Origin of the sequence: Sphingomonas sp. CCH5-D11, assembly GCF_001557395.1 — a bacterium.
Taxonomy (GTDB): domain Bacteria; phylum Pseudomonadota; class Alphaproteobacteria; order Sphingomonadales; family Sphingomonadaceae; genus Sphingomonas.
Window position 1 is genome coordinate 1 of sequence record NZ_LSKH01000027.1, and the last position, 10,908, is coordinate 10,908.

The following is a 10,908-nucleotide window of genomic DNA, read 5'->3' on the forward strand; positions in this document are numbered from 1 at the left end:
CCTCGCGCTGTTTTTCGTCGCTGGCGGGTTCATGCACGGCGACTGAAGAGTGTCCTCTTTCCACCCCAAAGCGGCCATGCGTTGGAAGCCGACTAGAAGGTGACTCGAGCTGCCCCGCACGTCTTGTCCGCAAAGCCGTTAAAGCTAATGCGAACAAATCGCGCCAGTCGATCGGCCGCAATCACGCTCGATCCCCCGATCAAGGCTGGATTCCCCCGGCCCCCTGTGCTTAAGGCTCCCTGTTTTCGGTTATGGTAAGGCGAGCCAAGGCATGAACATTCACGAATATCAGGCCAAGGAACTGCTGGCGAAGTTCGGCGTCCCTGTCCCTGCGGGCTTTGCGGCGCTCAGCGTCGAGGAAGCGGTGGAAGCGTCGAAGAAGCTTCCCGGGCCGCTGTATGTCGTGAAGGCGCAGATCCACGCCGGCGGCCGCGGCAAGGGCAAGTTCAAGGAGCTCGCTCCCGAGGCGAAGGGCGGTGTCCGCCTCGCCAAGACCGAGGACGAGGTTCGCCACGCCGCAACCGAGATGCTCGGCAACACGCTGGTGACGATCCAGACGGGCGACGCGGGCAAGCAGGTCAACCGCCTCTACGTCACCGATGGCGTCGACATCGCCAAGGAATATTACCTCGCGCTGCTGGTCGATCGCGCGACCGGCCGCGTCGCCTTCGTCGTGTCGACCGAAGGTGGCATGGACATCGAGACGGTGGCGCACGACACGCCCGAGAAGATCCACACCTTCTCGGTCGATCCGGCGACCGGTTTCCAGCCGCACCACGGCCGCGCCGTTGCGAACGCGCTCGGCCTCACCGGCGATCTGGCCAAGCAGGCGCAGAGCCTCGCGTCGAAGGTGTATGACGCCTTCCTCGGCACGGACGCCGCGCAGATCGAGATTAACCCGCTTGCCGTGACGGACGACAACAAGCTGATGGTGCTTGACGCCAAGGTTGGCTTCGATGGCAACGCCATGTTCCGCCACAAGGACCTCGCCGAGCTGCGCGACGAGACCGAGGAGGATCCGGCCGAGCTGGAAGCCTCCAAGTACGACCTCGCCTATATCAAGCTCGACGGCGACATCGGCTGCATGGTCAACGGCGCGGGCCTCGCCATGGCGACGATGGACATCATCAAGCTGAACGGCATGTTCCCGGCCAACTTCCTCGACGTCGGCGGCGGCGCCTCGAAGGAGAAGGTGACTGCGGCGTTCAAGATCATCCTTGCCGATCCGAACGTGAAGGGCATCCTGGTCAACATTTTCGGCGGCATCATGAAGTGCGACATCATCGCCGACGGCATCGTCGCCGCGGCGAAGGAAGTTAATCTGTCGGTGCCGCTTGTGGTTCGCCTCGAGGGCACCAATGTCGAGAAGGGCAAGGAGATCCTCGCGAACTCCGGCCTCGCCATTGTGCCGGCGAACGACCTGGGCGATGCTGCACAGAAGATCGTCGCCGAGGTGAAGAAGGCGGCGTAACAAGGAGCGACATGGCCGAGTCTGTCGAACATCCGGTTCACGAGCACCTGAGGCAATTTCAGGCCACGCTCGATGACATGGAACGGCAGCTCGGCGACGTGTCGGATCGGAGGGCGGCGATCGACGCCGAGGTCGCTGCCGCCAGCCGACACTTCGGCCAGCTTGCCGCCGCTCGCATGGTTCGACAGAAAGCGTTCGACAACCTCAACAGACGGCTGGACCGGATCGAGCAACGGCTCGGATTGTCCAGCTAGGACGGGAAACGCCCCTCCCCAGGGAAGCGGATCCAAGACTTGGAGAGTGGAATGAAGGTGCTGGTGCCGGTCAAGCGCGTGCTTGACTATAACGTGAAGCCCCGCGTGAAGGCGGACGGGACGGGGGTCGACCTGGCCAACGTCAAGATGAGCATGAACCCGTTCGACGAGATCGCCGTCGAGGAAGCCATCCGCCTGAAGGAAAAGGGCGTGGCGACCGAGATCGTCGTGGTGTCGATCGGCGAGCAGAAGGCGCAGGAAACGCTGCGTACCGCGCTCGCCATGGGTGCCGACCGCGCGATCCTGGTGACCGCGGACGACAAGGTCGAGCCGCTGGCGGTGGCCAAGATCCTGAAGGCCGTTGCCGCCGAGGAACAGCCGCAGCTCGTCATTCTGGGCAAGCAGGCGATCGACGACGACAACAACCAGACCGGCCAGATGCTCGCCGGCCTGCTCGGTTGGGGTCAGGGTACGTTCGCGTCCAAGGTCGAAGTGGCTGGCGAGACGGTGAAGGTCACGCGCGAAGTGGACGGCGGTCTCGAGACCGACACGTTCAAGCTGCCGGCGATCATCACCACCGACCTGCGCCTCAACGAGCCGCGCTACGCCTCGCTGCCGAACATCATGAAGGCGAAGTCCAAGCCGCTCGCGACCAAGACGGCCGCCGATTACGGCGTCGACACCGCGCCGCGCGTGAAGACCGTGAAGGTCGTCGAGCCCGGCAAGCGCCAGGCGGGCGTCAAGGTTGCCGACGTTGATGAGCTGGTGATGAAGCTCAAGGCAATGGGCGTCGCGAAGTAAGGATCGAGCGATCCATTCGCGTTGAACGTGTCGAAGCACGGGTGCCGGGCACGCCCTTCGACAAGCTCAGGGCGAACGGACTGAGAGGATTGGGAATATGAAGACTCTGGTTTGGGTCGAACATGACGGATCGACCGTCAAGGATGCCACGCTCGCCGCGGTGACCGCCGCGTCGAAGCTGGGCGAAGTTCACCTGCTCGTCGCCGGCAAGGGCGTCGATGCGGTGGCGCAGGAAGCCGCCAAGATCGCCGGCGTGGGCAAGGTCCATGTCGCCGACGACGACGCCTTTGCGCATGCGCTGGCGGAGAATGTCGCGCCGCTGGTCGTCGAGCTGATGGGCCATCACGACGCGTTCGTCGCGCCGGCCACCACCTCGGCCAAGAACATCTCGCCGCGCGTCGCCGCGCTGCTCGACGTGATGCAGATCTCCGAAGTGCTGTCGGTCGAGAGCGAGGACACGTTCACGCGCCCGATCTACGCCGGCAACGCAATCGCGACCGTGCAGACGTCGGACGCGAAGAAGGTTCTCACCATCCGCACCACCGCCTTCGAGAAGGCGGCTGCCGAGGGTGGCTCGGGCACCGTCGAGGCGGTCGCGTCGACCGGCGACAAGGGTCTGTCGACCTTCGAGGGCCAGGAAATCGCCAAGAGCGAGCGTCCGGAGCTGACCAGCGCGAAGATCATCGTGTCGGGCGGCCGTGCGCTGCAGAATGGTGAGAACTTCACCAAGATCATCGAGCCGCTCGCCGACAAGCTGGGCGCCGGCGTTGGCGCGAGCCGCGCCGCGGTGGACGCCGGCTTTGTGCCGAACGACTATCAGGTCGGCCAGACCGGCAAGATTGTCGCCCCGGAAGTCTATATCGCCGTCGGCATTTCCGGCGCGATCCAGCACCTTGCCGGCATGAAGGACTCCAAGACCATCATCGCCATCAACAAGGACGAGGATGCGCCGATCTTCCAGGTCGCGGACATCGGCCTGGTGGGTGACCTGTTCAAGGTGGTGCCGGAGCTGACCGAAAAGCTCTGACCGGCTGAGGCGAATGGTCCGGTGCCGGTGGTGCCGGCACCATGGCCGCCCGCCAGAAAGTGGTTAGCGTAGCTGGTTCTGCCATCTGCGCGAAGAAAAGGGGCGGCGCTGATGGCAGCGTCGCCCCTTTTTCGTGACCGATGTCCGGCGATCAGTGCGCCGGCGAATGTGTGGTGGTCATGAGGCTGACGGGCCGGCCACAAGCCACCGTCCCGGATCAATGCTTGCGGCTGATCCCCAAATCCGCGCGGTGCCAGGCAAGGGCCTGGGCAAGCTCATGCTGTTGCGCCAGCCCCAGATGAGCGGCCTGGGCACGCGTGTCACGGGCACGCAGCGCCGCCCGGCGTTCCGCCACTGCTCGCTCACGGTGATACAGATCCGAGCCATATTCTCCTGACATCTTTGCCGCTCCTTAACGTCTCCCGCTTATGCCTCTCTTGAGGAGACTCCGCAGGGCTCTCGGCATGATGATCGACGGGAAGGCGTAAACGTCTTATCGCGTCGATTTCGATGTTGTTGCTGCAATTTGCGCTGTCCTCGATTGCGCGCTGATCCCGCCGCGTTCGTTTAATACGTGGCGGTTCGCTGCTGGCGCGACAGGATCGTGAACGTCGAGGGCGGGACGGACGAAGCGGTTCCGCAATCGGCGTACAGCCGCTACCACGCCGGCATGATCAACTCTGGCACCAGCCGCGCCCGGGCGGCCGCGCTGGCGACTGTCGCGCTCGCGCTCGCCGGCTGCAGCACCACCCGGTACAGACCCGTCAGCGACACACCCGTCGTGATCGGCAAGCCCTACACGATCAGGGGCACCACCTATCGCCCTGTCGCGGACGCGAACTTCGACGTTCTTGGCTATGCGAGCTGGTATGGCTCGGAAAGCGGCAATCGCGTGGCGCTCGGAGAGCGGTTTCGGCCCGAGTGGATCACCGCGGCGCATACGACGCTGCCCCTGCCGACCTATGTGGAAGTGACCGCATTGGAAACCGGGCGGACGATCCTGGTGCGGATCAACGATCGTGGGCCGTTCGCACGCGGGCGGATCCTAGATCTCTCGCGGGGCGCGGCAGAACAGCTTGGCATCCGGCGGACCGGCGTGGCGGCAGTGCGTGTGCGGCGCGTGGACCCGCCGGAGAAGGAACGCGCGCGCCTGCGCAAGGGCAAGCAGGTGGCAGAGCGGCCGAGGCTCAGCGATGCCGCGCTGGCCTCCCTGCGCGCGCAATTGGCCGCAGGGGTGCGGCAGGGGCTGGTTCAGGCGCCATGAGCGGCTGATCGGGCGCCGCGCGATCGGGATCGTCTGCCGCCCTTCGGGAACTGGTGAGGGGCGGGAGGTGACCGAGCGGAAAGCCGATCAGATGCTGGCGGTGCGGAGTGGCAAGCCGCCTTCGGCGCTGTTCTTGCGGTGATAATCGGGCCAGAAATCAAAAACCCCGCCGTCCATCGAACGGCGGGGTTTTAGATGGTGGGCGTGGCAAGGATTGAACTTGCGACCCCTGCGATGTCAACACAGTGCTCTACCACTGAGCTACACGCCCTCCGGGAGCGGCGCCATTAGCCGGGCTGTGACATGGGCGCAAGCCCCGTCATTGCAATTCCTGAAATTCTCCAACCTCGAACATCCGATCGACCTCCATCACGAGGTCGCGCAGGTGGAACGGCTTGGAGAGAACCCGGGCCTGGGGCATGGCCTTGCCCGCCTTCAGCGTCACGGCCGCGAAGCCGGTGATGAACATGACGCGAAGCTTCGGACGGATCTCACCGGCCCGCTGCGCCAGCTCAATCCCATCCATTTCCGGCATCACGATATCCGTCAGCAGGAGGTCGAACTCTTCTGCTTCAATCAGGGGCAGCGCAGCTGTCCCGCGGTCAACGGCAGTCACCGCATAGCCGGACTTTTCCAATGCGCGCGCGAGATATTCGCGCATCACCTGGTCGTCCTCAGCCAGCAAGATTCGGATCATTCGTGGTGGGTCCTTGCGATCAGCCGCCAGCATATGTGGAATCCATTAACGTTTTCCAGCCGATGACGGTGATGGCTGTATCGTATTGCGACAGGTAGACTTACTCCATAGGCTGGAGAGCGATGCAATTGTCCTTCGATGTGGTCGGCCAGCTGCCCCCGGCGAGCCCTGTGGTGCTGTCCGTCCCGCATGCCGGAAGGATCTATCCGCCGTCTCTGCAAGACGCCCTGCGCGTCCCCCTGGCGGCGCTGACGGCGCTAGAGGATCGATATGTCGACGCTGTCGCCCTGGCGGCGCGCCGTGACGAGGCGACCATCATCCAGCGCACCGCGCGCGCGTGGATCGACCTCAATCGTGCAGAGCATGATCGTGATCCGCGGCTCGACGATGGCGCGGCGGCGGGGCACCTCAGCGCCAAGGTGCGTAGCGGGCTTGGCCTGGTGCCGCGCCGCACCAGCGCATCGGGCGAGCTTTGGCGACGGCGCCTTGGCGGTGACGAAGTGATCGCGCGCATCGCAACGACTCACCGTCCGTATCATGAGGCAGTGGCGGTGGCCCTGTCCCAGGCACGGGCGCGCTTCGGCGTCGCGGTGCTGCTCGATATCCATTCGATGCCGCCCATCGCCGGGAGCCGCACCCGCATCGTCATCGGCGACCGCTTCGGCCGATCCGCAGCGGCGCGTTTCGTACGGCGCATGGAGATGGTGGCTGCGGGCGGGCAGCAGGAATACAGCCTCAATGTGCCCTATGCCGGCGGCTATATTCTAGAGCGGCACGGCGATCCGATCGGCAACGTCCATGCCATTCAGCTGGAACTTGATCGCTCGCTTTACCTCGATGCGCGACTGGACCGGCCCGGCAGCGGGTTCGACCGGACGGTCGCGCTGGTGCGCGAGATGATCGATGCGCTGGAGGAAGAGGCGCTCGACCTGCCGACAGCGCTGGCCGCTGAATAAAAAAACCACCTCGGGCGAAGCCCGAGGTGGCCAAGGTTCAGGGAGGAGACACACCCAAGGGTGTGTCATACGGCTCCGCGAAAGGGGGGACACGGAAACCGTACCTGCATAACGTAATGTACGGGCAAGTGGTTTCAACCCTCGGAAGAGGAATAGAGAAAATTCATCGGTGAATGGCCGCAGCGGGCGGCGGGCCGGGCATCTGGCCCCGTGAACCGGGCCCGGCAGGAGGTTGGCGCGCAAAAGCAAAGGCGCCACCCCGAACCGATCCGGGATGGCGCCTTTTTCGAACTGCAATGCCGTGGAGGCTGATCAGCCGGCCATGTTCGGCTGCGGCATCTTGCCGAGCCGCACCTGACGCGCGAAAACCTCACGCATCAGCGACAGCGAGAAAAGGTGCGCATAGAGCAGCGGGAGCATGCCGCTCTTGGTCATCTTGCGCAGCTGATCGCCGCGCAGATCCTGCAGCTTCTCTTCGTTGATCATCTGGAAGCCGCGATAGACGAAGGGCTGGTCATAGCCTTCGTGCTGGATCGACACTTCGCCGTCCATGAGAAGCTCCGTCTCGCGCAGCTCGTTCATGAATTGCGCGGTGCGGGCGCCGGCCTGCTCGAACTGCTCGTTGAAGGCGAGGATGTTCTTGGTCACTTCGCTCGGCTGGCCGTTCTCGAACAGGGCCTGGCCTTCATCGAACTGACCGATCGTGTCCGAGGTCGGATCGAAGCAGAGCGAAAGTTCCTGCGCGTCCGGGCGCAGGCGGGCGAGGAGATAGGGATAGCGACGGATATAAGCCGGGACGTAGAAGGTGTCGTCGACCAGCTTGCCATCGGCGTCGACGAAGACGTTCACGCCCTCGTTGAGGCCCATCAGCGCGATCGGCACCGAATCCTCGCCGGCGGAGAAGACGATCGGCATGTACCGCTGCACCAGCGCGAACTCGTCGATGGTGATCGGGATCGCATGCTGCAACGCCAGGAACGGCGCGGTCTGGGCGGGACGGATCTTGTAATCGGCGTGCAACTCGCTCGAGAGCGGCTCAAGACCGTTGTAAAAGAGCGGAAGCTGCTGCTGCGGCGCGCTGGCCATCAAATCTCTCCAGATACGGACAAGGAGCGGCGCCGGCCGCCCGAACCCGCGCGCCCTATTCGTCCGCGCGGCTTGGTGCAAGCGTGACGAGCTTGCCCGGATTGAAGATGCCGGCGGGATCGAGCGCCTGTTTGATCGCGCGCAATGCGGCCATGCGCGGCGGGGGCGACAATCTTTCGAGCTCGCGCAGCTTCATCTGCCCGATCCCGTGCTCGGCAGAAATGGAGCCGCCGGCCGCGACCACCAGATCGTCAACGAAGCGCGTCACCACCGGTGCCTCCTCGGCGAGCCAGCGGCCGCGATCCGCTCCGGCTGGGGCGCGAACGTGAAAATGGACGTTGCCGTCACCCAGATGGCCAAAGCCGCTCGCGCGTGTGCCGGGAAAGCGGGCGTCGCAGGCGGCGGCAGCGTCAATCAGGAAGCGCGGCATGGCTTCGACCGGCACGGAGATGTCGTGCTGCGCAGCGGGTCCGGTGGCGCGTTCCGCGTCCGAGATCGAATCGCGGATGCGCCAGAAAGCGTCGGCCTGGGCCTCACTGGCGGCAATGACGGCGTCCGCGACGATGCCGTCCGCCATGGCAGGGCCGAGCACCCGTTCCACGAACCCGGCCGGATGCGGCTCCCCGGCATCGCTCGTCACTGCCTCGATCAGGACATGCCAGGGATGCTCGCCGGAGAGCGGCGGGCGGGTGCCGGGTATGTGCGTCAAGACGGCATGGAGCGATTCGGCCGGGAGAAGCTCGAAGCTTTCCACGGCGTTGCCGGCGGCCTCGAACCGGCGGAGCAATTGCAGCGCCGCATCGGGCGTGGCGAGGCCGATCCAGGCCACCGCTCGTGCGCTGATCGCCGGGGCGAGGCGCAGCGTTGCTGCCGTGACGATCCCCAGCGTGCCTTCCGCCCCGATCAGCAACTGGTTCAGATCATAGCCGCGATTGTCCTTCTTCAGCGCGGCCAACCCATCATAAAGGCTGCCATCGGCAAGCACCGCCTCCACACCGGCGACGAGGCCGCGCATCGTTCCCCAGCGCAAGACCTGCGTTCCACCAGCGTTGGTGGACACCAGTCCGCCGATCGTCGCGGAGCCACGGCTGCCCAGAGTCAGCGGGAAGCGCCGCGAATCGGCCAGCGCCGCTTCGTGGAGATCGGCAAGGATCACACCCGCCTCGGCAATCGCCAGCCCGGCGGACGCGTCCAGCGATCGTATGCGGTTGAGCCGCCGCAGCGAAAGGATGGCGGCGGCGCCGGACGCGGGCGGTGTCGCGCCGCCCACCATGGACGTGTTGCCGCCCTGCGGTACCAGTGGCACCTGTTCCCGCGCAGCGACGGCAACGATTTCCTGTACTTGGTCCACCGTAACCGGCTCGAACAGGATAGGAGCATGGCCATGCCAGCGCCCGCGCCAGTCCGTTTCCCAAGGCGCGATCGCCTCCCGATCGGTAACGATTGCACGGGTGGGAAGCCGGGGCGCCAGCGCGTCCAGCATACGGGTCTGCTGCGGAGTCATTGCCACATGATTGCCGCAATTCATCAAGGGTTCAAACTGTTCGGGGCAGCGCGGGGCTGTTCCACGATGCAGATACGCGCCCGCCCCATCCTTCCGCTGTTGCTTGCCGCGCCGCTTGCGATCTCCGCCAGCGAGCCGGAGGTGCGCTATGCGCAGCTCGCCGTTCGCGAGCGGATCGTGATCCGTATTCCGCGCCTGGCGCCGACGCCGCGCCGCTACAGCGTGGCCCCGACCGAATGGGAGGAGAAGAAGGCGGCGAAATGCGTGCCGGCGGACGTGCTGGCGAGCGCCGTCATCTCCAGGGATGGGGACGTGGATCTGATCACCACCGACGGGCGCCGGTTGCGGGCGAAACTGGACGATGATTGCCCGTCGCTGAACTTCTACAGCGGCTTCTACGTCAAGCGTGCGAAGGATGGCATGATTTGCGCCCGCCGTGATGCGCTGCGCACGCGATCCGGCGGACGGTGCGAAATATCGCGGTTTCGCACCCTAAGAGAGAAGAAATAGGCGTAAAAAGCAGCTTGGGGCGCCGTTTACCTTGACAACAAAGGCGTAATCGCGTCTCGCCCGGCTCGTAAAAGGGCGGCATCGACGCGCCTTCTTTTCAGGATTGCCATGAGCTTCGCCGACCTCGGCCTTTCAGAAGAGCTTCTCCGCGCCGTTGGCGACACCGGCTATACGGATCCGACGCCGATCCAGGCCTCGGCGATCCCGAGCGTGCTGATGATGCGCGACATCATCGGCATCGCGCAGACCGGGACGGGCAAGACGGCATCGTTCGTGCTGCCGATGATCGACATCCTCGCGCACGGCCGCGCCCGCGCGCTGATGCCGCGGAGCCTGATCCTGGAGCCGACGCGCGAGCTGGCCGCCCAGGTCGCCGAGAACTTCGAAATCTACGGCAAGTATCACAAGCTTTCCATGGCGCTGCTGATCGGCGGCGTGCAGATGGGCGATCAGGTGAAGGCGCTGGAAAAGGGCGTCGACGTGCTGATCGCCACGCCGGGCCGGCTCATGGACCTGTTCCAGCGGGGCAAGATCCTGCTGAACGGTTGCAGCATGCTGGTGATCGACGAGGCCGACCGCATGCTCGACATGGGGTTCATCCCCGACATCGAGGAAATCTGCACCAAGCTGCCCAAGCAACGGCAGACACTGCTTTTTTCGGCGACCATGCCGCCACCGATCAAGAAGCTGGCCGACAAGTTCCTGGAAAACCCCAAGACGATCGAAGTCGCCCGACCGGCCACCACCAACACCAACATCACTCAATGGGTGGTGCCGGTGAAGGGCCAGGCTTTCGAGAAGCGGCGGACGCTGCGCCATCTGCTGCGCGAAGAGGGCGTCAGCACGGCGATCATCTTCTGCAACCGCAAGACAACGGTGCGGGAGCTGAACAAGAGCTTGAAGAAGCACGGTTTTGCGGCTGGCGAGATCCATGGCGACATGGAGCAGCCGGCGCGCCTCGCCGAGCTGGACCGGTTCAAGAAGGGCGATATCAACATCCTGGTCGCATCCGACGTTGCGGCGCGTGGGCTCGACATCAAGGGTGTGAGCCACGTGTTCAACTTCGATGCGCCCTGGCATCCGGACGATTATGTGCACCGGATCGGCCGCACGGGTCGGGGCGGGGCGACGGGCGTCGCCTTCACCCTCGTCGCGCCGGACGACGCAGAGAATATCGATAACATCGAAAAGCTTACCGGCCAGAAGATCGACCGCCGCGAAGTGACGGTGGCGGAAGAGGCGAAGCCGGAGCGACCCAAGCGTGCGCGAGCCGACGAGGAGCGCGCGCCGCGGCGCGAGCGCGAGCGCGAGCGTGAGCGTGAGCATGGGCGCGAGCGG

Annotated in this window: 12 protein-coding genes and 1 tRNA gene; 8 read left to right on the forward strand and 5 right to left on the reverse strand. The window is 64.9% G+C overall.

What is annotated here, in order from left to right; genetic code table 11:
- Positions 1-271 precede the first annotated feature (271 nt).
- From sucC to AX702_RS01935, 4 genes are all read left to right on the forward strand, one after another.
- Positions 272-1,471: an ADP-forming succinate--CoA ligase subunit beta gene (gene sucC / locus AX702_RS01920; protein ID WP_066775608.1), complete on the forward strand. Its 1,200-nt coding sequence runs from the start codon at positions 272-274 to the stop codon at positions 1,469-1,471.
- A gap of 11 nt (positions 1,472-1,482) precedes the next feature.
- Positions 1,483-1,725, forward strand: a complete 243-nt coding sequence (locus AX702_RS01925; RefSeq protein WP_066775609.1) for a hypothetical protein — start codon at positions 1,483-1,485, stop codon at positions 1,723-1,725.
- Positions 1,726-1,776: 51 nt separating this feature from the next.
- Entirely contained in the window at positions 1,777-2,526 is a 750-nt protein-coding gene (locus AX702_RS01930; RefSeq protein ID WP_066775610.1) for an electron transfer flavoprotein subunit beta/FixA family protein, read from the forward strand.
- A gap of 97 nt (positions 2,527-2,623) precedes the next feature.
- Positions 2,624-3,553 (forward strand): electron transfer flavoprotein subunit alpha/FixB family protein, encoded by a 930-nt coding sequence (locus tag AX702_RS01935; protein WP_066775611.1) that lies wholly within the window; start codon positions 2,624-2,626, stop codon positions 3,551-3,553.
- Between the two features lie 217 nt (positions 3,554-3,770).
- Here AX702_RS01935 and AX702_RS21945 read toward each other — a convergent pair whose 3' ends face one another.
- Positions 3,771-3,953: a hypothetical protein gene (locus AX702_RS21945; protein WP_156455314.1), complete on the reverse strand. Its 183-nt coding sequence runs from the start codon at positions 3,951-3,953 to the stop codon at positions 3,771-3,773.
- Between the two features lie 270 nt (positions 3,954-4,223).
- Here AX702_RS21945 and AX702_RS01940 point away from each other — a divergent pair, with 270 nt between their 5' ends.
- A complete protein-coding gene (locus AX702_RS01940; protein ID WP_066775622.1) occupies positions 4,224-4,817 on the forward strand; it encodes a septal ring lytic transglycosylase RlpA family protein in 594 nt (197 codons plus the stop codon).
- A gap of 196 nt (positions 4,818-5,013) precedes the next feature.
- Here AX702_RS01940 and AX702_RS01945 read toward each other — a convergent pair.
- Positions 5,014-5,088 (reverse strand) — tRNA-Val (locus AX702_RS01945).
- A 48-nt stretch (positions 5,089-5,136) separates the two neighbouring features.
- Entirely contained in the window at positions 5,137-5,514 is a 378-nt protein-coding gene (gene cpdR / locus AX702_RS01950) for a cell cycle two-component system response regulator CpdR (protein WP_066775613.1), read from the reverse strand.
- 122 nt (positions 5,515-5,636) lie between these two features.
- Between cpdR and AX702_RS01955 the strand changes: the two genes are divergently transcribed.
- Positions 5,637-6,470 (forward strand): N-formylglutamate amidohydrolase, encoded by an 834-nt coding sequence (locus AX702_RS01955; protein WP_066775616.1) that lies wholly within the window; start codon positions 5,637-5,639, stop codon positions 6,468-6,470.
- Between the two features lie 312 nt (positions 6,471-6,782).
- Here the strand turns inward: AX702_RS01955 and AX702_RS01960 are convergent, their stop codons facing one another.
- Positions 6,783-7,556 (reverse strand): SapC family protein, encoded by a 774-nt coding sequence (locus AX702_RS01960; RefSeq protein WP_066775619.1) that lies wholly within the window; start codon positions 7,554-7,556, stop codon positions 6,783-6,785.
- A gap of 55 nt (positions 7,557-7,611) precedes the next feature.
- Positions 7,612-9,060 carry an FAD-binding oxidoreductase gene (locus AX702_RS01965; RefSeq protein WP_197420467.1) on the reverse strand — a complete coding sequence of 483 codons (1,449 nt, stop codon included), beginning with the start codon at positions 9,058-9,060 and terminating at the stop codon, positions 7,612-7,614.
- Between the two features lie 66 nt (positions 9,061-9,126).
- Between AX702_RS01965 and AX702_RS01970 the strand changes: the two genes are divergently transcribed.
- On the forward strand, positions 9,127-9,570 hold the full coding sequence (locus AX702_RS01970) for a hypothetical protein (protein ID WP_066775620.1): 444 nt from the start codon (positions 9,127-9,129) through the stop codon (positions 9,568-9,570).
- Positions 9,571-9,678: 108 nt separating this feature from the next.
- Positions 9,679-10,908 (forward strand): DEAD/DEAH box helicase (locus tag AX702_RS01975; protein WP_066775621.1); only part of this gene is annotated, 1,230 nt, incomplete at its 3' end.

Excerpts from the sequence above, each read along its gene's own strand:
- AX702_RS01960 (WP_066775619.1), bottom strand. The coding sequence starts at position 7,556 with ATGGCCAGCGCGCCGCAGCAGCAGCTTCCGCTCTTTTACAACGGTCTT.
- AX702_RS21945 (WP_156455314.1), bottom strand. The coding sequence starts at position 3,953 with ATGTCAGGAGAATATGGCTCGGATCTGTATCACCGTGAGCGAGCAGTG.
- AX702_RS01925 (WP_066775609.1), top strand. The coding sequence starts at position 1,483 with ATGGCCGAGTCTGTCGAACATCCGGTTCACGAGCACCTGAGGCAATTT.
- cpdR (WP_066775613.1), bottom strand. The coding sequence starts at position 5,514 with ATGATCCGAATCTTGCTGGCTGAGGACGACCAGGTGATGCGCGAATAT.
- AX702_RS01940 (WP_066775622.1), top strand. The coding sequence starts at position 4,224 with ATGATCAACTCTGGCACCAGCCGCGCCCGGGCGGCCGCGCTGGCGACT.
- AX702_RS01965 (WP_197420467.1), bottom strand. The coding sequence starts at position 9,060 with ATGACTCCGCAGCAGACCCGTATGCTGGACGCGCTGGCGCCCCGGCTT.
- AX702_RS01955 (WP_066775616.1), top strand. The coding sequence starts at position 5,637 with ATGCAATTGTCCTTCGATGTGGTCGGCCAGCTGCCCCCGGCGAGCCCT.
- sucC (WP_066775608.1), top strand. The coding sequence starts at position 272 with ATGAACATTCACGAATATCAGGCCAAGGAACTGCTGGCGAAGTTCGGC.
- AX702_RS01935 (WP_066775611.1), top strand. The coding sequence starts at position 2,624 with ATGAAGACTCTGGTTTGGGTCGAACATGACGGATCGACCGTCAAGGAT.
- AX702_RS01930 (WP_066775610.1), top strand. The coding sequence starts at position 1,777 with ATGAAGGTGCTGGTGCCGGTCAAGCGCGTGCTTGACTATAACGTGAAG.
- AX702_RS01970 (WP_066775620.1), top strand. The coding sequence starts at position 9,127 with ATGCAGATACGCGCCCGCCCCATCCTTCCGCTGTTGCTTGCCGCGCCG.